General features: G+C 45.9%; 20 protein-coding genes (1 of these 20 only partly in view). 19 read left to right on the top strand and 1 reads right to left on the bottom strand.

Features of this window, described 5'->3' with window-relative positions; all coding sequences use genetic code 11:
- Positions 1-65: 65 nt before the first annotated feature.
- From NSQ99_RS12420 to spoVM, 13 genes are all read left to right on the top strand, one after another.
- Complete coding sequence (locus NSQ99_RS12420; RefSeq protein ID WP_340836885.1) at positions 66-593, top strand: YfiT family bacillithiol transferase; 528 nt, start codon at positions 66-68, stop codon at positions 591-593.
- A 39-nt stretch (positions 594-632) separates the two neighbouring features.
- Positions 633-1,856 (top strand): bifunctional phosphopantothenoylcysteine decarboxylase/phosphopantothenate--cysteine ligase CoaBC, encoded by a 1,224-nt coding sequence (coaBC, locus tag NSQ99_RS12415; protein WP_340836883.1) that lies wholly within the window; start codon positions 633-635, stop codon positions 1,854-1,856.
- Positions 1,840-4,326: a primosomal protein N' gene (priA, locus tag NSQ99_RS12410; protein ID WP_445670550.1), complete on the top strand. Its 2,487-nt coding sequence runs from the start codon at positions 1,840-1,842 to the stop codon at positions 4,324-4,326. The genes coaBC and priA overlap by 17 nt, the downstream gene beginning before the upstream one ends.
- 47 nt (positions 4,327-4,373) lie before the next feature.
- Positions 4,374-4,862, top strand: coding sequence for a peptide deformylase (gene def, locus NSQ99_RS12405; RefSeq protein WP_251665581.1), 489 nt, complete (start codon positions 4,374-4,376; stop codon positions 4,860-4,862).
- Between the two features lie 2 nt (positions 4,863-4,864).
- A complete protein-coding gene (gene fmt, locus NSQ99_RS12400) occupies positions 4,865-5,809 on the top strand; it encodes a methionyl-tRNA formyltransferase (RefSeq protein ID WP_251665580.1) in 945 nt (314 codons plus the stop codon).
- Positions 5,806-7,302 (top strand): 16S rRNA (cytosine(967)-C(5))-methyltransferase RsmB, encoded by a 1,497-nt coding sequence (gene rsmB, locus NSQ99_RS12395; protein ID WP_251665579.1) that lies wholly within the window; start codon positions 5,806-5,808, stop codon positions 7,300-7,302. Before fmt ends, rsmB begins: the two co-directional genes overlap by 4 nt.
- A 72-nt stretch (positions 7,303-7,374) precedes the next feature.
- Positions 7,375-8,421: a 23S rRNA (adenine(2503)-C(2))-methyltransferase RlmN gene (gene rlmN / locus NSQ99_RS12390; protein WP_251665578.1), complete on the top strand. Its 1,047-nt coding sequence runs from the start codon at positions 7,375-7,377 to the stop codon at positions 8,419-8,421.
- A 12-nt stretch (positions 8,422-8,433) separates the two neighbouring features.
- A complete protein-coding gene (locus NSQ99_RS12385) occupies positions 8,434-9,192 on the top strand; it encodes a Stp1/IreP family PP2C-type Ser/Thr phosphatase (RefSeq protein WP_251665577.1) in 759 nt (252 codons plus the stop codon).
- Entirely contained in the window at positions 9,192-11,360 is a 2,169-nt protein-coding gene (gene pknB / locus NSQ99_RS12380) for a Stk1 family PASTA domain-containing Ser/Thr kinase (protein WP_251665576.1), read from the top strand. Before NSQ99_RS12385 ends, pknB begins: the two co-directional genes overlap by 1 nt.
- 25 nt (positions 11,361-11,385) lie before the next feature.
- Positions 11,386-12,309: a ribosome small subunit-dependent GTPase A gene (rsgA, locus tag NSQ99_RS12375; protein WP_251666337.1), complete on the top strand. Its 924-nt coding sequence runs from the start codon at positions 11,386-11,388 to the stop codon at positions 12,307-12,309.
- Positions 12,310-12,315: 6 nt separating this feature from the next.
- On the top strand, positions 12,316-12,960 hold the full coding sequence (rpe, locus tag NSQ99_RS12370; protein WP_251665575.1) for a ribulose-phosphate 3-epimerase: 645 nt from the start codon (positions 12,316-12,318) through the stop codon (positions 12,958-12,960).
- A gap of 986 nt (positions 12,961-13,946) precedes the next feature.
- Positions 13,947-14,228 carry a hypothetical protein gene (locus tag NSQ99_RS12365; RefSeq protein WP_340836878.1) on the top strand — a complete coding sequence of 94 codons (282 nt, stop codon included), beginning with the start codon at positions 13,947-13,949 and terminating at the stop codon, positions 14,226-14,228.
- Positions 14,229-14,345: 117 nt separating this feature from the next.
- Positions 14,346-14,426 (top strand): stage V sporulation protein SpoVM, encoded by an 81-nt coding sequence (gene spoVM, locus NSQ99_RS12360; protein WP_123039970.1) that lies wholly within the window; start codon positions 14,346-14,348, stop codon positions 14,424-14,426.
- A 101-nt stretch (positions 14,427-14,527) separates the two neighbouring features.
- On the opposite strand, the gene rpmB is transcribed toward spoVM, so the two are convergent.
- Positions 14,528-14,716 carry a 50S ribosomal protein L28 gene (rpmB, locus tag NSQ99_RS12355; protein WP_251665573.1) on the bottom strand — a complete coding sequence of 63 codons (189 nt, stop codon included), beginning with the start codon at positions 14,714-14,716 and terminating at the stop codon, positions 14,528-14,530.
- A 261-nt stretch (positions 14,717-14,977) separates the two neighbouring features.
- Between rpmB and NSQ99_RS12350 the strand changes: the two genes are divergently transcribed.
- From NSQ99_RS12350 to NSQ99_RS12325, 6 genes are all read left to right on the top strand, one after another.
- Positions 14,978-15,337 (top strand): Asp23/Gls24 family envelope stress response protein, encoded by a 360-nt coding sequence (locus NSQ99_RS12350; RefSeq protein ID WP_251665572.1) that lies wholly within the window; start codon positions 14,978-14,980, stop codon positions 15,335-15,337.
- Positions 15,338-15,354: 17 nt separating this feature from the next.
- Positions 15,355-17,094: a DAK2 domain-containing protein gene (locus NSQ99_RS12345; protein ID WP_251665571.1), complete on the top strand. Its 1,740-nt coding sequence runs from the start codon at positions 15,355-15,357 to the stop codon at positions 17,092-17,094.
- Positions 17,095-17,130: 36 nt separating this feature from the next.
- On the top strand, positions 17,131-17,991 hold the full coding sequence (locus NSQ99_RS12340) for a DegV family protein (RefSeq protein WP_251665570.1): 861 nt from the start codon (positions 17,131-17,133) through the stop codon (positions 17,989-17,991).
- 7 nt (positions 17,992-17,998) lie between these two features.
- On the top strand, positions 17,999-20,056 hold the full coding sequence (gene recG, locus NSQ99_RS12335; protein WP_251665569.1) for an ATP-dependent DNA helicase RecG: 2,058 nt from the start codon (positions 17,999-18,001) through the stop codon (positions 20,054-20,056).
- Positions 20,057-20,123: 67 nt separating this feature from the next.
- Positions 20,124-20,411, top strand: coding sequence for a stage VI sporulation protein F (locus NSQ99_RS12330; RefSeq protein ID WP_251665568.1), 288 nt, complete (start codon positions 20,124-20,126; stop codon positions 20,409-20,411).
- A gap of 151 nt (positions 20,412-20,562) precedes the next feature.
- Positions 20,563-21,108, top strand: partial view of a hypothetical protein gene (locus NSQ99_RS12325; protein WP_340836873.1) — the 5' portion only. 525 nt of this gene lie beyond the right edge of the window; only the first 546 of its 1,071 coding nucleotides appear in the window; its start codon is at positions 20,563-20,565; its stop codon lies off the right edge, out of view.

Below are 21,108 nucleotides of genomic sequence, written 5' to 3'. Positions count from 1 at the left end.
AATTGCTAAAGGCTTCATATTACTTCATTCTAGGCGATGACACAACTTATTTTCTAGGAGGGATTATGATGGAAAACTTAACTTATCCGATTGGAAGATTTGTGTTTGAAGGCATGACCGCTGCACAAAAAGATGAGTGGATTCAGCAATTAGAGCAATACTCATCACAGATTAGTGGGCTCGTTGCCCAGCTGTCTGAGGAGCAGCTCGATACACCGTATAGAACCGGAGGCTGGACAATACGTCAAGTTGTACATCATGTTGCTGATTTTTCTATGCATGCACTAATCCGCTTTAAGTTAGCGCTAACAGAAAATAATCCTACGATTAAGCCTTTTCTCGAGGATCGTTGGTCATTGTTAAGTGATACGAAAGACATGACGATTACAGCGAGCTTGTCAATTATTGAAGGAACCTTTGCAAGAATGACTACTTTACTTAAATCGATGAGCATTGCTGAATTTGAACGTCAGTTTTATCATCCGGAGAAGGGCACTCAGATGTCCTTGAAGCAATTTTTAAGCTTTACGAGATGGCATGCTTATCACCACTTGGCACATTTACAAAACGCGAAGGAGCGCTTGAACTGGTAAGCGCGCTCTGGATTTAACGTTAGGACAGGAGATGGCATAGTGTTAAACGGAAAGACAATCATACTTGGAATTAGCGGTGGTATTGCCGCTTACAAGGCAGCGACAATATGCAGCAGGCTCGTTAGCTTAGGTGCAGAGGTTCACGTCATGATGACGGAATCGGCGGCTAAATTTATTACGCCGCTTACGCTCCAAACGCTCTCGAAAAATCCAGTTCATATCGATACCTTTGAGGAGCGTAATCCGGAGGTTGTCACACATATTGATCTCGCCGATCGGGCTGATGCTATTCTCCTTGCTCCAGCCACCGCTAATGTAATTGCGAAGCTAGCGCATGGGCTAGCAGATGATATGCTTAGCACAACCATGCTGGCTGCTACCTGTCCAATCGTTATTGCCCCAGCGATGAACGTTCATATGTATGAGCATCCTGCAGTCGTTCACAATATTGAACTGCTTATGCAGCGCGGTGTTCAATTTATAGAGCCAGGTACAGGGCAGCTAGCTTGTGGCTATGTGGCCAAGGGCAGACTGGCTGAGCCTGAAGATATCGTCGCTACCTTGGATCAATGGCTTAATCAGCCTAAGCTGCTTGCTGGGAAGAAGGTTCTCGTAACAGCTGGAGGAACGATTGAGCGGCTTGATCCTGTACGATATTTAACCAATGACTCATCAGGTAAAATGGGCTTCGCTGTAGCACAAGCTGCTCAAGAGCAGGGCGCTGAAGTGACCGTTATTGCTGGTCGCACTAGCGCACCAGCTCCACAAGGCGTAGAGCTGGTACAGGTAGAATCTGCAGAGGATATGCTGCAAGCGGTGCTTGCTCGCTTTGAAACTAGCGATATTGTCATTAAGTCTGCTGCTGTCGCTGATTATCGTCCTAAGGTTATTCATAACCAAAAGCTTAAAAAAACAGGCTCTGATGAGCTGGTGTTACAATTAGAGCGAACAACGGATATACTAGAGACGATAGGTAAACGAAAATCACACCAGACGGTTGTCGGCTTTGCCGCTGAGACAGAGCAGATCGACGTATATGCGCTCGATAAACTTAACCGGAAAAATTGTGATTTTATTATCGCCAATGATGTATCGACAGAAGGTGCTGGCTTTAACGGTGATACGAATATCATTTCGATTTACAGTAAGCAAGGACTTGTGGAGCGGCTTCCACTCATGTCGAAGCTGGACGCTGCACGGCGGCTGCTAAACATCGTTGCACAGCATGCATTAGAAGCTAAGGATGATGAACGTGATCGCTAATATTATTGTTGATGTGCCGAGCCGTCAAACGGATCGGCCTTTTGATTATGAGGTGCCGCACGACATGCAGCCATGGATCGAGATTGGTAGCCGGGTGGGTGTACCTTTTGGTCCGCGAGTGCTGCAGGGCTTCGTTGTCGGTTTGTCTACAGATACGGATTATGATTCTACTAAGCTGAAGGAGATTAAGGAGCTGCTTGATCCAGCACCACCCCTGCTGCCAGATATGGTTGATCTGTCAGAATGGCTAAGTCATAAATATTGCTGCTCACGCATCGCTTCTCTTCAGGTGATGCTTCCTACAGCTTTAAAGGGCAAGGAAGTTAAATATATCGCTTTATCTGATTCCTCTCAAACTGGAGAGTACTCAGATAAGGCGTGGCTGCAAGTGCTGCAGGCTGAAGGAGGCTCGATATCCTTTAATAAGCTAATGTCGATGTTCCCCGAGGAGCATCGTGAAATCAAGCAGGCTGTGCAGCAGGGTATATTGACTTTATCAGCAAAGGTAAAAGATCGCATGGGCGTAAAGAAGGCATTAACTGTCATGCCTCCTGATGATCTAGAGGCTGCAAAGGGGCAGCTGGAATCCTTGAAAAAAGCGCGTAAGCAGCATGAGGTGCTCACGTATATGCTTGAGCATCCAGTACCAATTGCGCTTGCAAAGCTTGTCGCTGAGCTGAATACGAGCTCAAGTGTTGTACATAGTCTTGTCGATAAAGGCATACTTCATTTAGTTGAGGTCGAACAAAAGCGTGATCCCTATAAAGGACGGGAATTTGCTCGTAGCAAGCCCCTCCCGCTTACTTCGCTGCAGCAGCAGGTCTATCATCGCATTATTGAACAGATGCACCAGCAATCAGGACAGACGATGCTGCTGTATGGTGTAACGGGCAGTGGTAAAACGGAGGTATATCTGCAAAGCATTGCAGATTGCTTAGCTTTAGGCAGGCAGGCGATCGTGCTCGTACCCGAAATTTCACTTACTCCGCAAATGGTTGAACGGTTCAAATCACGTTTTGGTGATGCTGTAGCTGTTATGCACAGTAGATTATCTGATGGAGAACGTTATGATGAATGGCGTAAAATACGTCATGGTCAAGCCGATGTTGTGGTAGGTGCGAGGTCCGCTATCTTTGCACCGTTTGCTCAGATCGGACTCATTATTATTGATGAAGAGCATGAAACATCCTATAAGCAAGACGATACGCCCAAATACCATGCTCGTGATGTTGCTGTGCGTCGTGCTAAGCAGCATGGGGCAGTAGTTGTGCTGGGGTCAGCTACACCTTCGCTTGAAACGTATATGGCAGCGAGCCGCACGCCTGCTGACGGCAGCGAGCCGCCTCTTCTGCCTATGCCTGAAAGAGTGTCAGGTCAGCCTATGCCAGAGGTGCATATTGTTGATATGAGAGACGAGCTGTCACGAGGAAATCGCTCGATGTTTTCTACTTCGCTGTACGACGCGTTAAAGCTGCGGCTGGAGCGTGGGGAGCAGGCTGTTCTGCTGCTTAATCGACGCGGTTACTCTACCTTTGTTATGTGCAGATCTTGCGGATATACTGCTGCTTGTCCACATTGTGACATCTCTTTAACTTTTCACCAGAAAACGCATGTGCTGCGCTGTCATTATTGTGGTTACACGGAGCAGGAGCCTCGAACATGTCCAAGCTGCGACTCTGAGCATATCCGGTTCTTTGGCACTGGCACTCAGAAGGTTGAGGAGGAGCTTGCGAAGCTGTTCCCAGGTATTCGTGTTATTCGCATGGATGTAGACACGACGACTGAAAAAAATTCGCATGAAAAGCTTCTTAAAGCTTTCGGTGAGCGGAAAGCGGATGTGCTACTTGGGACGCAAATGGTTGCAAAAGGGCTTGATTTCCCATATGTTACATTAGTAGGCGTTATCGCTGCCGATACAACTTTAAATCTGCCGGATTTTCGTTCTGCTGAGCGGACGTTCCAGCTGCTAACACAAGTGGCAGGCAGAGCAGGTCGCCATCACTTGCAAGGTGAGGTTATGATTCAAACGTATAACCCAGAGCATTATGCGATCGTAGCGGCTGCGGATCATCATTACGAGCAGTTTCTGGAGCAGGAGCTGGAGCTGAGAATGCAGATGATGTATCCCCCTTACTGCCGATTAGTGTGTATTACGATGTCGTCAGAGAGACTCGATCAGCTGACGGAAGTTAGTGCGAGATTTGCACAAGAGCTAAGGGAGCTTGCTGAATATGAAGGCGTGCTCGTTCCGCTGCATAGCCGGATGATGCGTGCGCTAGAAATTCTTGGTCCAGTTGCTTCACCTCTTGCGCGTATTAAGGATCGATACCGTTACCAATGTGTGATAAAATATCGAGGAAGCATAGATGCATCTTCGCTCTTAGAACGTGCGATGAAGCCATTTGTAGAAGGTAAGCTGAGTAAGCAGGTTCAATTCAGTGTTGATATTGATCCACAAGTGATCCTGTAATTAACAACAACAATGAAAGATAGACTGAAGATAAGAGAGGGATAAAGATGAGTATACGAATTATTGTAAAGGACCCGGATCCTGTGCTGCGTGAAGTAGCTAAAGAGGTGACGAAGTTTAATTCCAATTTGAAAAAGCTTCTAAAGGATATGGCAGAGACGATGTATGATGCAGAAGGCGTTGGTCTTGCTGCTCCTCAGATTGGTATCTCTAAGCGCGTCATTGTCGTTGATGTAGGGGATGAGAATGGGCTTGTTGAGATGGTTAACCCGGTAATCTTAGAGCGTGAGGGTGAGCAAATCGGTCCGGAAGGCTGCTTAAGTATTCCGAATTTGAACGGTGAGGTGCTACGTGCTGACCGCATCGTTGTACAAGGGCAAAACAGTGACGGAGAAACGTTTAAGCTCGAAGCGAAAGGATATTTTGCACGAGCATTCCAGCATGAAATCGACCACTTGAACGGTGTGTTGTTTACAGATATTGCATTAAATACGTACGATATTTCGGATCGTGTAAAAAAAGGCGGCGAACAATAAATATGCGGATCGTTTTTATGGGGACACCGAGCTTCGCTGTCCCTTCACTTCGTGCATTAGTTGAGCAAGGCTATGAGGTTGTAGCTGTTGTATCTCAGCCAGATCGGCCTAAAGGCAGAAAAAAATTGCTGACACCAACTCCTGTGAAGGAGGCAGCACTAGAGCTTGGCATTCCCGTTCTTCAGCCAGAGCGCATGCGCAATGAGGATGCAATAGCTGAAGTCGCTTCCTATAAACCGGAACTCATCGTAACAGCAGCCTATGGACAAATTTTGCCTAAAGCGGTGCTTGAGCTTCCGCAGCATGGCTGCATTAATGTGCATGGCTCACTGCTGCCTAAGTATCGTGGAGGCGCTCCGATTCAGCGCTCGATTATAAATGGCGAATCGGAAACAGGCGTTACGATCATGTATATGGCTGAGGGGCTGGACACTGGTGATATGATTAGCTCTGTCGCGATTCCGATTACGGATGAAGACAATGCTGGAACGATATTCGAAAAGCTTAGCATCGCTGGAGCTAAGCTGCTCATCGATACTGTGCCGCCACTTATTCGAGGTGAGCTTCAAGCGATCCCTCAGGATGATAGCTTAGCTACATATGCACCAAACTTAACACGTGAGGATGAAAGAATTGAGTGGGATAAGTCAGCCATCTCGATCTTCAATCAGGTTCGCGGGCTATCGCCAATGGCAGGAGCTTTTACAACGCTGAACGGCGAAGTATTTAAAGTATGGGGCTGTAAGCCGCTTTCAGCATCATCTAATGCTGCAACGGGTACGATTGTTAGTGCATCTGCAGATGGCATCGTCGTACAAACCGGAGAAGGTCAGCTGCTGCTTACGATAATTCAGCCGGCTGGAAAACGTATGATGAATGTAAGTGATTGGATACAAGGTTCTCGTGCTATTGTCGGTGCACGCTTCGGTGAAGAGGTACAAGCATGAGTGAGCGACAAAACAATAAGAAACATTCACATAGCAACAATAGAAAGCATCAGAATAGACAAGCGACTGACAATGGAAAGTCAAGCTCTAAGCAGCAAGCGACTCGTTCAGCAAGACAGGTTGCGCTCGATGTGCTTGTAAAGGTGGAGGAAGCAGGTGCATACAGCAATTTGCAATTGAATCGCACGCTGCAATCCGAGCAACTTTCTCGTGCAGATGCTGGTCTTGCAACTGAGCTTGTATATGGCACAATTAGTCGGAAGCTAACGATCGATTATTGGCTCTCGCAGCTTGTTGCTAAAGGTTTGCATAAGCTTCAGCCATGGGTTCATCAGCTGCTGAGAATGAGTATGTACCAGCTGCTGTGGTTGGACCGAATACCTGCTCATGCTGTCGTTAATGAGGCGGTTAAGATAGCGAAAAAAAGAGGACACCAAGGTATATCTGGTATGGTGAATGGTGTGCTGCGCAATGTGCTACGTAAGCAGGAAGAGCTAAAGCCAGAGCTTATTGCTTTGTCTACTGATGCAGAAACGCTCAGTGTGCGTTACTCATTCCCCATATGGCTGGTAGAGCGCTGGTTAACAGTGTACGGACGGCAAGCTACTGAGCAGATTCTTCATGCAAGCAATGAGCCGCCGCATAGCTCAATTCGAGTCAATACGATGAAAACTTCACCGCACGCGGTGCTGGAGGAGCTAGAGGCTGCAGGCTTGCAAGTGTCTTTATCGCCAATTGCTCCAGCTGGGATTAATGTAGAAAAGGGTGGACATCTTGCTGCGCTTGAGGGCTTTAAGGAAGGTCATTGGTCATTGCAGGACGAAAGCTCGATGCTCGTAGCGGAAGTGCTGGAGCCGAAGCCTGGTATGAAGGTGCTTGATGCATGTGCTGCGCCCGGAGGGAAGAGCATGCACATTGGCGAGCTAATGAAGGGTGAAGGGATGCTTCTATCAAACGACCTTCATGAGCATAAGCGCAAGCTGATCGAGGAGCAGGCTGCTCGGTTAGGCTTGGAGCATGTACAGACCTCGAGTCAGGATGCTGCTTTGTTAGCTGATTCTTTAGAGCCGGCAAGCTTTGATGCTGTGCTGCTTGATGCACCATGCAGCGGCTTTGGTGTTATCCGCCGCAAGCCTGAAATTAAGTGGACGAAGCAGCCCGGTGATGTAAAGGATATTGCGGGCATTCAAACTCAATTGCTCGATGCCATGAGTGGTCTGGTGAAGCCAGGCGGTGTGCTCGTATATAGTACCTGCACCATTGCTAAGGAAGAGAATGAAGAGCAGGTGGCCAGCTTCCTAGCTCGTCATAAGGAGTATAGCTTAGATGCACAGTGGCCAGAAGCGCTGCTCACATCCTTAAAGCAGCAAGGTATTGTCTCAGAACAATTTGATGGGCAGCTTCAGCTGTTGCCGCACCATGCGAGCAGCGATGGCTTTTATATCGCTCGCTTAAAAAGGAGTGCTCAGAGCTCGAATAGCTCAACGCTATAGTTTGTGTTAAAATAGTTGCAGCGCAGCTTGAAGCTGCGTGTAACCTCTAAAATTGAATACAGGTGTGATAAAATGAACCCTTTTATTTATGACTATACACATGAAGAGCTCCAGCAATGGATGAAGGATAATGACGAGCCTGCTTTTCGTGCGGATCAAGTGTTTGATTGGATATATGTCAAACGAGTAAAAAGCTTTGATGAGATGACGAATTTATCGAAAGGCTTACGTGAAAAGCTTAGTAACCAGTTTGAGTTCGTAACGCTTACTGAAATTACAAAGTTTGAATCGCGTGACGGCACAGTTAAGTTTCTGTTTGGCTTACATGATAATCATGCGATTGAAACGGTTATTATGCGCCACAGCTACGGTAATAGCGTGTGCGTAACGACGCAGGTAGGCTGCCGAATTGGCTGTACCTTCTGTGCGTCAACCTTAGGCGGCTTGAAGAGAAATCTAACTGCTGGTGAAATCGTTGCGCAGGTCGTTACTGCACAGCAAATGCTAGATGCAACAGGTGAGCGAGTATCGAGCATCGTTATTATGGGCTCAGGTGAGCCGTTCGAAAATTATGATGCGACGATGGCGTTTTTACGCAATATGATCCATGAGAAAGGCTTAAATATCGGTCAGCGTCATATTACCGTTTCGACAAGTGGTATCGTGCCGAGTATCTATAAGTTTGCAGAAGAAAACACGCAAATTAACTTGGCCTTGTCCATTCATGCACCGAATGATAAGCTTCGTTCCAAGCTAATGCCTGTCAACAGGCGCTATCCATTCGATGATGTAATCGAATCGATTCGCTACTATTTAGGTAAGACGGGTAGACGGATTACATTTGAATATGCGTTAATTGGCGGCGTCAATGATCAGGTGGAGCATGCTGAAGAGCTAGCTAGCGTCATCAAGGATATGCTTTGCCATGTTAACCTTATCCCAGTTAACCATGTACCAGAGCGCAATTATGTTCGTACACCACGAAACGATATTTTTGCATTCGCGAAAGTTCTTGAAAACAATGGAATTAACGTAACAATTCGCAGGGAACAAGGACATGATATTGCGGCAGCATGTGGGCAATTACGTGCGAAACATATGGAGTCTACGGCGAGGTGATAACGCTTGTTAATGGTTAATCGCAGTGATATAGGAAGAATCCGTCAAGTGAACGAGGATAGTGCATTGACGGGTTCGATAAATGATCAGCTTGCGTTTGCTATCGTTGCAGATGGCATGGGAGGACACCAAGCTGGTGATGTAGCAAGTCAAGTTGCTGTGGAGGCTTTTGAACGCATTCTGCAGCAGCATAATGAAATTTCCAACTGGACGGCCGAAGATGCGAAGCGACTTATGAGAATTGCGATTCGTCAGGCGAATGAAGAAATCTATCGTCTTGCGAAGCAATTGACACAGTACCACAATATGGGGACGACAATAGTAGCTGCGCTCTTCATTCACTCACTTGTCGTTATTGGACATGTAGGTGACAGCCGTGCTTATCGTGTCAATGAGGAACGGATTGAGCTGCTTACCGAGGATCATTCCTTAGTTAATGCGCTCGTTCAGTCCGGACAGCTAACTGCTGAAGAGGCGGAGCATCATCCACGTAAAAATGTACTAACGCGCGCCATCGGCACCGATGATGATGTAGAGGTAGATGTACGCGTTATGGAATGGAAGAATGAGGATCTTTTGCTGCTATGCAGTGATGGATTAAGCAATCGCGTTAGCGAGGAGCAATTGCATCAGACGATTGCCTCCTCGCTGCCCTTGCAGCAGCGTGCCGATCAATTAATAGAACTTGCATTAGAGGCAGGCGGCGAAGACAATATTACACTCGTATTGTGTGATATGAAGGATAGCCCCGACAGAAGGGAGGAATCATAATGATTGGACACGACTTGGCTGGTCGCTATGAGATTATTTCCCGTATTGGCGGTGGGGGCATGGCCCTTGTTTACAAGGCTCATGATGTGTTGCTTAATCGCAAGGTTGCTGTCAAAGTACTGCGTCAGCAATTCGTTAATGACGAGGAGTTTATTAGTAGGTTTCGTAGAGAAGCGCAGAACGCAGCTGCTTTATCGCATCCGAATGTTGTTAGTATTTATGATGTTGGTCAAGAAGAAGATATACATTATATCGTTATGGAATATGTCGAAGGACATAATCTGAATGAAATTATAGTTGAACGTGCACCATTGCAGATTGAAGAAGCGGTTCATATCGCTCAACAAATATGTGATGCACTTGATCACGCACACGCTAATCATATTATTCATCGTGATATTAAGCCTCATAACATATTAATCGGCAATAACGGGCGTGTGAAGGTAACGGATTTTGGTATAGCTAGAGCTGCAACTTCTTCAAAAATAACACACACAGGCTCTGTAGTTGGCTCTGTGCATTATTTTTCACCTGAGCATGCAAAAGGTGTGAATACAGGAGAAAAATCGGACTTATATTCCTTAGGTATTGTATTGTATCAGATGGTAACAGGTAATCTTCCGTTTTTCGGAGAAAGTCCGATTAGCATCGCGTTAAAGCATTTACAGGATCATTTTGAAGAACCGCGCGTCGTTAATTCTCATATTCCGCAGTCAGTTGAGAACATTATATTAAAGTCGATGCGTAAAAACCCGAACGATCGTTATGAATCAGCACGAGCGATGATGGCTGATCTAGAAACTTGCTTGCAGCCGCATCGTCTCTATGAGCCAAAGATTACGTTTAATGATGCTGTGGATATGCAGGAAACAAAGGTTATGCCAGCCATTCGCTCTACCTCTATGCCTAACGATATGAACACAGGGCAGATGAGCAGCACGGCACGCTACAGCGATACGGCAAGACTTACTGATACAGCATCCGTCACGATGCATACTGGACAATTTGTTGATGGAGAGCCTGTAAAGACATCTGGAGGCTGGAAAAAGCCGTTAATTGTTGTGCTTATTACGTTAGTGTTTTTAGCGGCCCTGCTGTGGGGATTTTTTAGGCTGCTGGATTCCTTTAGGACAGAGGATGTGAAGGTTCCTTATGTTGTTGGGGAAACAGAAGAAGTAGCTCGTAAGATGTTGGCAGAGGCTGGCTTAAATGTGACAGAGCCAGTAACGCGAGAAACGAGTAAGCTTATTCCTAAGGATCAGGTTATTGCGCAGTCTAAGATGAGTATGATGGTTAAGAAAGGCACATATATTGAGCTTACGATAAGTGCTGGTCCCGAGCTGAAGGAATTGGATAACTATATCAATTCTATGAAGCAGCAGACGGTTAATGCGTTAATTGATCTCGGGGTTAAGGAAGCTCAGATCGACTTTACTGAAGTGTTTGACGAGTCGCCTGCAGGTACAATTCTTGAGCAATCTCCACCAGCTGGTGAAGAAATAAATCCAGATGATGTGTTGATTAGCTTTACAGTAAGTAAAGGGCCTGAGCTTGTTGAAATGCCTGATCTGACTGACGCTCGGTTAAAGGAAGCGAAGCTGCTTCTGGAATCACGTGGTCTTGTGTTAGAGGAACAAGATATCAAGTATGAAGCTAGTTATCTGTTCGAGAAGGATCATGTTATTAGTCAAGGCAATGCAGAGCCGAACGAGATGGTGGAAAAAGGTACAAAAGTGACGCTTGTCGTAAGCTCTGGCTATCCAAAGGATGCAAAGAACTATCAATTTAATGTAAGAATTTCGCCCGCTATGCATGGATCAGCGAGTGAAGTGAAAATATATTACTCAGACGCGCGTGGTGAAAACATGGAGCTCGAACCGCGAACAATTACAAGTACTGTTGATATTTCCTTGACACTTGTACTTGATCCAGACACGGTAGCCAAGGTATCGGTTTATCGAGATGGCGTATTTATGGACATTAAAGATATTTACTATGGAGATATTGCACAAGGCTCACATGAAATGGTTGTACCAGGACAAGAGCTTGAACCTACGCATACTCCTGACGAGGAAACATTCTCACGTGGCGGTGAGCACAACGAAAATACGGAGGCTAATGATAACGATGAGCAAAGCGATCAACCGGCGAACACAACAGAAGAATGATAAGGTTGTGCCAGATTCTTCAGCAATGCTGCCTGGTGTGATTGTGAAAGCTTTAAGCGGATATTACTATGTTCAGCCTCATGATAATCAAACCTCTTCTAGCACGGTACAATGCCGTGCTAGAGGAGTTTTTAAGAAGAAAGGCCTGACTCCGCTAGTTGGAGACGAGGTCTATTATGTATTAACTGAAAATGGCGAAGGGACCGTTGTCGAGCTGCTGCCTCGTTCGACGGAGCTCATCCGTCCACCTGTCGCAAATGTTGATCTTGCGGTGCTCGTGTTCTCGGTTGTGGAGCCCTCGCTTAATTTTCAGTTGTTGGACAAGTTTCTTGTACATATCGAGCATGCAGGCATAAAGCCGCTGTTAGTTTTAAGTAAGCAGGATTTTGCGATGTCAGAAGAGGCTGAGACGCAGCTTAAGGAAGAAGCTAAGTCAAGCCTTGAAGCTGTTAAGCGAATTTATGGCAAGCTGGGCTATGAGATCTATAGTACGAGCTCTGTTGAGCATGAAGGGATTGGCGCCTTGCACGAGCGATTGAAGGGCCATGTTGCTGTGTTCGCAGGACAGTCGGGCGTCGGTAAATCTTCACTGCTTAACGCACTTGTACCGGGTCTCACACTCGAAACGAATGAAATTAGCAATAAGCTAGGCCGAGGTAAGCATACGACGCGCCATGTTGAGCTTATTGATATTGGCGGTGGCTATGTTGCTGATACGCCAGGCTTCAGCCAACTTGATTTCCAAGAGCTAGGCATATCTGATCTGTCCTACGGATTTATAGAAATGCGTGAGCTGTCCCCTAACTGCAAGTTTAGAGGCTGTACGCATGTTCAAGAGCCAGGCTGCGCCGTATTAGATGCAGTCGAGAACGGCGAGATCGAATCCAGCAGACATGAGCATTATTTAGCCTTCCTGACGGAGCTGAAAGAACAAAAACGGAGGTACTAATTCAACATGACCATTATTGCACCATCTATACTATCTGCTGATTTTTCTCAGCTAGGTTCAGAAATTAAATCCATTGAAGAAGCTGGCGCCGATTGGGTGCATATTGACGTAATGGATGGAAAATTTGTGCCGAATTTAACGTTCGGGCCACCGGTTATTGGAGCCGTACGTTCAGTAACGAAGCTGCCTTTTGACGTACACCTAATGATAGAGCGTCCAGAGCTGTCGATACAAGATTACATTGCAGCGGGTGCTGATCGCATCACAATTCATCTAGAAGCCTGTGCGCACCTTCACCGCACGATCTACGCGATTAAGGAGCAAGGGCTACCCGTTGGTGTTGCACTTAATCCTGCAACGCCTGTGCAGTCGCTAGCGCCTGTTCTAGAGGATATTGATATGGTGCTAATCATGACGGTGAACCCAGGCTTTGGCGGACAGTCATTTATTCCTTATTCTACGACGAAGCTAAGGGAGCTGCGCAGCATGCTAGAGGCTCGTTCACTAACACATGTTGATGTTCAAGTGGATGGAGGCATTAATGCGCAGACAGCTGCACTCGTTCGCGAAGCAGGTGCCAACGTCCTAGTCGCCGGCAATGCCGTCTACAACGCACCAAACCGCGCAGAAGCAATCGCATCGCTGAGATAGTGGTAAGAAGCGGGGTATCCGCGAGCCGCAGTATCGTGATCGGCGATGAAGAAGTACAAGCAGTACAAAGCAAATATACAATCGAAGGTTTAAGATTGAGCTTATTACATCGGGGAACTTTAGACTTTCAGCACCAAGAAGATGCCATGAAGCTAGAGAAGCGAAGCGCGGAGCGTACGTAATGTGTACGTGAGCACTACAGCGAGCGATGAATGCGATATTCGCCGTCGAATATGGATCGTAGGTATAACATCGTGATCAAAGCTCAATCAATCCAAATTCCAATCGAAGTTTTAAGATCGAGCTTTCAGCACCGAGAAGATGCCATGAAGCTAGGAAACGAGGAGCGGAATGTACGGGTTAAGTACATGAGCACCGGAGGCTTCCGATGAATGGCATATTCGAAGTCGAATACGCATCGCTGAGTACACATCGTGATCAAAGCTCGATCGAGCTTTCAGCACCAAGAAGATCGCGAGAAGCTAGAGCGAAGCGCGGAGCGTACGAATTATGTACGTGAGCACTGGAGCGAACGATGAACGCGATATTCGCAGTCGAATACGCATCGCTGAGTACACATCGTGATCTAAGCTCGATCAATCCAAATTCTAATGAAAGTTTTAAGATCGAGCTTTCAGCACCAAGAAGATCGCGAGAAGCTAGAGAAGCGAAGCGCGGAGCGTACGAATTATGTACGTGAGCACTGGAGCGAGCGATGAACGCGATATTCGCCGCCGAATACGCATCGCTGAGTACACATCGTGATCAAAGCTCAATCAATCCAAATTCTAATGAAAGTTTTAAGATCGAGCTTTCAGCACCAAGAAGATCGCGAGAAGCTAGAGAAGCGAAGCGCGGAGCGTACGAATTATGTACGTGAGCACTGGAGTGAACGATGAACGCGATATTCGCCGCCGAATACGCATCGCTGAACGTTCATCGTGATCAAAGCTCGATCTTAAAACCTCATCTACAGGGGGGATCGTATGAAGGTTAGCGTTTCTACGGTAATGTGGCTCCTACTCTACGCCCTGCTTGCTGGCGGGAGTCTTGCATTATTCTCTACTATTACAACTTTTGCAAAATACCTCTTTTCCTTGCTTACCGTATATATCGGTATTCGTTTTTTTCGCCGCTTTGAAACAATCGGCCTACGTATTACGTTCATTGTTCTAGCTATTGCGATGTATTTTTTAATTGTGGTTATTATCGCGATGTTCCAATTTATAAGGGATAACCCTGATGTAATGCAGGCTGCAAGCCTATAATAAAGTTCGTTCTCCTAGGCGAGTGTTGGTCTACGTTTTCGAGTTTCTGCATAATATGGTTTACAAGAGCGGAGATTTGAGTATGCGGATCACCGTGCGTTTCAAGGAGGGATGGGCATGAAATTTTACACGATTAAACTGCCGAAGTTTTTAGGCGGGTTTGTCAAAGCTTTACTAAATACATTTCAGAAAAATTAATATCATATCGACACCAAGTGATTGGGCTTCGTTCCAGTTTTAGGTTTACAAAAAAAAGCACCTGAGGATCAGGTGCTTTTGTCTATGGTAAGTAGAGCGTATTACACGCGAGTTACTTTACCAGATTTCAACGCGCGAGCGCTGACGTATACACGTTTTGGTTTACCATCAACTAGAATACGAACCTTTTGAACGTTAACTCCCCAGTTACGACGAGTTGCGTTGTTCGCGTGAGATACGCTGTTACCTTTTTTAGGCGATTTGCCAGTAATGAAGCATTTGCGGGACATAAAAACACCTCCTTCACGAATTATGAGCGAAAATAGCTTAACCGTTCATAGCTTTAACATATCCATGCTATGCTTGCTTTTGCTTCTCATCATTATAACATTACAATTATAAACACGCCTAAATATCGTAACATAAAGTTTGACACGGTTCAACCTAATTCTACGGCTATTTAAGTGATTTTTAACATTTGGCTTCAATAACTTCCGAGTTTATAGTACAATGTAAATCAGTCCATAATATAGGGCAAGGGGTGTAGTAGTATGCCAATACAATTAAACAATACGTTAGGGCAAATTCAAGTTTCTGATAATTGTTTAGCTACCATTGCTGGATATGCTGCTTTAGAATGTTATGGGCTAGTTGGTATGGCATCACGTAACGGACTTAAGGATGGAATTGCAGTACTTCTCGGTCGAGACAACTTGACTAAAGGTGTTGAAATAAGGCAAGTTCAGAACGGTGTAAATATCGATTTATACATTATTGTAAGTTATGGTACAAAAATTTCTGAAGTAGCAAATAATATTCGATCTAAAGTTACTTATGTTGTAAACGAAGTAATAGGCCTTGATGTCAACGAAGTCAATATATTCGTTCAAGACGTGAGGGTATCTACTTAGCAGGAAGGGGAATTTCTTTGAGTAAGCGAGCAATTGACGGATCTGATTTTGCGAGTATGGCATTATTAGGCGCCGACTTACTAAAGCGTAATGCTGAAAAGGTAAACGCACTTAACGTATTTCCAGTGCCAGATGGTGACACAGGAACAAACATGAATCTAACAATGACCTCTGGTATTACGGAGCTAAAAAACAAACAGTCCGCCCATTTAGGGAAAACGGCAGAAGCGTTGTCTAAAGGCTTGCTAATGGGGGCACGCGGTAATTCAGGCGTAATACTATCACAGCTGTTCCGTGGCTTCTCGAAATCTCTAGCACATGTGGAGCAGGCTACAGCAATGGATATTGCAGCAGCACTTCAGCATGGTGTTGATTTGGCTTATAAAGCAGTAGTTAAGCCAGTTGAAGGAACGATTCTAACGGTAGCCAAAGAAGCGGCACGTCATGCAGTTCAATTTGCAAGACGCAATACTGAGGTGCTAGAGCTAATGGTGGAAGTGCATGCACGAGCAAATGAGGCGCTTCAAAAAACTCCAGATCTATTACCAGTATTGAAGCAGGTAGGCGTCGTAGACTCTGGCGGTCAAGGTCTCGTGTACATTTATGAAGGCTTTGTGCAAGCTCTTTCTGGTGCAAAGGTTGAAGTTGGACAGGATAGTGCAACTGTAGCAGCACCCGCTGAAATCAATGTGGTGAAGCATTCCGAGCCAACATCTGCACAAGCGAAGCTAGAAACTTTAGATATTGAATTCTTTTATGATATGGAATTTTTTATCAAGCGCAATGTGTCAGGAAATTCCGTGGCAGTGTTTGATGAATCCGCTTACAAGAAAGCATTATCTAAAGACGGAGATTCAATTCTAGTCATAACGGATGATGACATTATTAAAGTTCATGTTCATTCTCGCAAGCCAGGCGATGTATTCAATCTGTCTGTACGCTACGGTGAGCTGACAGATATTCATATTCTGAATATGCGTGAGCAGCATCGCCAGCTGCTTGAGGAAGAAGAGACTAGCAGTGAGGCTAATTTGTCTGCTGCTGAGCTTTTGGCAGGACAGGCTATTGATAATCGCCCTACAGAGCATGGCTTTGAGCGCGCTCCTTACGGTATGATTGCTGTTGCACTTGGTGAAGGCGTCGCTGAGCTGTTCCGCAGCAGTGATGTGGATGTTGTGCTATCAGGTGGACAAACGATGAATCCAAGTACAGAGGATTTTGTTAAAGCAATAGAGGCTTTATCTGCTGAGCATATTTTCATATTCCCTAACAATAGCAATATTATTCTAGCGGCAGAGCAGGCTGCTCAACTAACAGAGCGTCAAGTGACCATCATCCCAACGAAGACGATTCCGCAAGGTATTGCCGCAGTGCTCGCGTTCAAAGAGGATGAAACACCTGAGCGCAATAAAGAATGGATGCAATCTGCTGCTAGCATGGTAATCTCGGGTCAAGTGACTAAAGCGGTAAGAGACACAAGCATAGATGGTGTAGAGATTACCGAGGGTCATTATATTGGACTTAAAGAGAAATCGATCGTAACCTCTGAGGCTGACCTGCTTGCTGCTTGTCAAGCACTGCTTGCTAGCATGCTTGAGGATGAGGGAGACATCATTACTATATTAACGGGTGAAGATGCAACGGAGGATGTTACTTCGGCGATCTGTGAATGGATTAATGAGAATCACTCGGATTTAGAAATTGACCTTCAATATGGTGGTCAGCCTCTTTATCCGTATGTATTTGCAGTTGAATAATGGTTAGTTCATAACAGAGAGGAGTTGAAGTAAATCGTGAGTAAAGTGAGAATTGTTACTGACAGCACAGCTGATATTCCAGCTGAAGTCCGTGAAGAGCTTGGAATTACAATGATTTCTTTAAAAGTTCTTTTTGGTGAAGAAACATATCGAGATGCAGTTGATTTGACACCGGAGGAATTTTATTCACGCTTGAAGGCATCTACAGCTTTACCTAAAACGTCTCAGCCCTCGCCCGCTGAATTTTTAGAGGTTTATGAGCAATTGCTTGCAGAGGATCCGACTGCTCCAATTATTTCAGTTCATCTTGCCTCTGTGCTCAGTGGTACGTATCAATCTGCGACAATTGCAAAGTCGATGGTGGAGGTTGAAGGAGCGGACATTACTGTCGTTGACTCCTGCTCCGCCTCTTATGGACATGGCGCGCAGGTAGTGCTTGCTGCTCAGATGGCACAAAGTGGTGCTTCTGTTGATGAGATTGTTGCTGCCATGAAGCAGTGTCAGAATGACAACACAGGCGTTTATTTCCTTGTCGACACACTCGACTATCTACAAAAGGGCGGAAGAATTGGCAAGGCTTCTGCTATGATTGGATCGTTACTTAATATTAAGCCTATTCTTTCGCTCGAGCCGAACGGAACGGTTACTGCTGTGGATAAGGCTAGAGGCACTAAAAAGGCGATGTCAAAGATTGTTGAGCTTCTCAAGCAAAGCTATGGTAACGATGAGCTTATTCTAGTTGTTGCGAAGACGGATGACGATACTACGCCAAATGAGCTTGAGCAGCGTGTCACTGCTGAGCTCAATATTAAGGAAGTTCGTTATACAACGGTTGGTTCAGTAATCGGTACATACACTGGCCCAGGAACTTCGGCAGTATTCTTATTTAAGGTGTGAAAGTGGAATGATCAAACTTGATCAAATTCCTGTAAAGCAGTTGAAAGGCGTGAGTGCTCTTAAGGAAAAAGAGCTCCACGCCTTTGGCTTATTTACAGTGAATGATATACTGTTATATTTTCCGTTTCGCTATGAGGATTATCGCGTACGAGATCTTCTTGATGTAAAACCGGGTGAAAAAACAACGGTTGTTGGCATTGTACGCGGTGCTCCAGTTCTTCAGCGCTACGGGAAAGCTAAATCTCGTTTAACCTGCAAGATTCAGGTAGGCATGCAATTAATTACTGCGACTTGGTTTAATCGTCATTTCCTCCGTGAGCAGCTGACAACGGAGCGTGAGGTGCTGCTTACGGGTAAGTGGGAGCCTTCTCGCCTGCAGCTGACGGTGTCCGAGTCCGAGTTCTTAGATCAGGCAAAGCCTTCTGCGAAGATGGATACACTCCAGCCGGTCTATTCGGTTGGCGGGAAAATTACTCAGCCTTGGCTTCGAAAATTGATTGCTTCAGCGCTAGAGCAATATAGCTCGATGGTTGAGGAAATATTGCCTTATTCGCTTGTGGAAAAATACAAGCTGATGAATCGTGCGGAAGCGATACGGCACATACATCTTCCAGGCGATCTAGAGGCTGGTCAAGAGGCTCGACGTAGAATGGTGTATGAGGAGCTGTTCTTGTTTCAGCTTCGTCTGCAGGCTTATCGTGCACTGTCTCACCGACGTAAGGCAGGTATTGCGATGCCGCTAAAGAGTGAGTGGATTCGTGAATTTGCTGCAATGCTTCCGTTCGAGCTTACTACTGGTCAAAAAAAGGCAATCAATGATATATCGGTTGATATGCGCCGAAGCTATAGTATGAATCGCTTGCTACAGGGGGATGTCGGCTCCGGCAAAACGGTAGTCGCTGCTATTGCTCTATATAGTGCAATTCGAGCAGGCTATCAAGGTGCGCTAATGGTACCTACCGAAATACTTGCTGAGCAGCATATGAAAAGCCTATCCCGCTTGTTTGAACATACGAATATGAGCATTCGTTTATTGACTGGCAGTGTATCTGAGCGAAAACGCAAGGATATTCTTGCTGAGCTGCAGATGGGCTTAGCTGATCTCGTTATTGGCACACATGCATTAATTCAAGAGGATGTGCATTTTAATAAGCTTGGTCTTATTGTCGTTGACGAGCAGCATCGCTTTGGTGTGAATCAGCGAAGCATACTGAGGAAAAAAGGCATTCATCCAGATGTACTGACGATGACTGCAACGCCTATCCCGCGTACGCTTGCCATTACTGCCTTTGGAGATATGGATGTTTCAACGATTCGTGAGCGTCCAAAAGGGAGAAAGCCCATTGAGACCTACTGGCTTAAGTCACAATCGTTGGATCGTGCGCTCAAATTTATTCGCAAGCAGGTTGCCGAAGGCAGGCAGGCCTACGTGATCTGTCCGCTTATCGAAGAATCGGACAAGCTCGAGGTGCAAAATGCAATTGATGTTCATTTGATGATTCAGGGCGCATTTCCCGATCTAAAGGTCGGTCTGCTGCATGGCCGGATGAGTACTGCTGAGAAGGAGCAGGCAATGGGCAGCTTTGCAGCAAATGAGTCACAGGTGCTCGTTGCTACGACCGTTGTCGAGGTTGGGGTAGATGTGCCGAATGCTACGGTGATTATGATTATGGATGCAGAGCGCTTTGGATTATCTCAGCTGCATCAGCTACGCGGACGTGTAGGTCGTGGCGAGCATCAGTCGTACTGTATTCTGCTTGCTGATCCGAAATCAGAGGTTGGTCAAGAGCGGATGAAGGTGATGACCGACACGAATGACGGCTTCGAGGTTGCTCGTCGAGATCTTGAGCTGCGCGGTCCAGGTGAATTTTTTGGAACGAAGCAGAGCGGCTTGCCGGAGTTTAGACTAGCAGATATGGTTGCTGATTATGAGCTTTTGGAGCAGGCACGCGAGGATGCCGCTGCGCTTGTAGCAACAGAGAGCTTTTGGCAGGATGCCGTTTATTCAAGATTAATAGAATGGCTCCGCAATGACCCATTATTTCAAGGAGAACAGATAGATTAGTCAAGATTTTGGTTTTATTCGCATATAGTTAACTCATTAGGATAGTTGCCTTGGAGGTGTCTAACGTATGAGTTATCAACGATATGGGATTAGTCCACAGTTTGTAGAACGAATAAAGCTTAAGATGAAGAACCCCATCGTTAAAGAAAAGATGCGAAATTTGCTTGGTGATGTAACGAAGTATGACTTGCAGGATCGTGCTAAGGTCCGCAGGCTAACTCGAACATCTGCTACAATTTTGCAGGAGAAGCTGAGTGAGGTACAGGAAGAGCAAATTATTAATTTTGTGCTTGCCCAAAAAATTGACCCTAATAACACGCTGCATCTTATAAAGCTTTGGGGAATGTTTAGGTAGCTATTTCTTAAAAGATGACTAGGTGTGCCGTAATCGTATAACGATTTCGAGCATGCCTAGTCTTTTTTTGGAGACAACGTAACCTTTTGGAAACAACAGCCGTCTATGCTGATATGTTTACGTTTAACAATTTTTGGAAGGTGGTTTGTTGATGAGAAAGGTTAGGTTGGGTCTCTTGTTATTTGCGCTTCTGCTTGTAGCTGTCGGTTGCGATATAGGAGCAACGCCGGATAAGGCTGCAGAGACGGAGCGGCCTGTGGTAACGATGGCGTTCGAGGAGACGAAGCAACCCGAGAAGCCAATAGAGACGCTCACGGAGAGACCGATCGAGGAAATGCCTGTCGAATCACCAACGGAGCAGCGCTTGGCTACGGAAGCAATACGTTATGCGTATCCGCCAGATGAGATGCCTTCGGTTACGGCATCGTTTCGTCTTCCCTTCGCGCTTGATGTCGGGGAAGATGCCGTTGTATACGTGCAAAAGGTTGGCTCAACGGAGGTGTTCGAGCTAACTTCAGATCAAACTGTGATTGCGCTGCAAACGCTTCGGCTTACTGACCCAGCCTCTTCCGCTGGTTGGAGCTGGCTTGAGGAGGAGCCTACCGGTTCCTTAGCGTTAATGGTAATCAAGAGCGGAGAGGACGCTTACGAGACGAGTTTTTATTACGAAGAGAATGTACTTTCCTCGTCAACGGAT

This window comes from Paenibacillus sp. FSL W7-1287 (genome assembly GCF_038004245.1).
GTDB classification, from domain to species: Bacteria; Bacillota; Bacilli; order Paenibacillales; family Paenibacillaceae; genus Pristimantibacillus; species Pristimantibacillus camelliae.
Note: the sequence above shows the minus strand (reverse complement) of the source record. Positions and strands in the feature narration are given on the sequence as shown.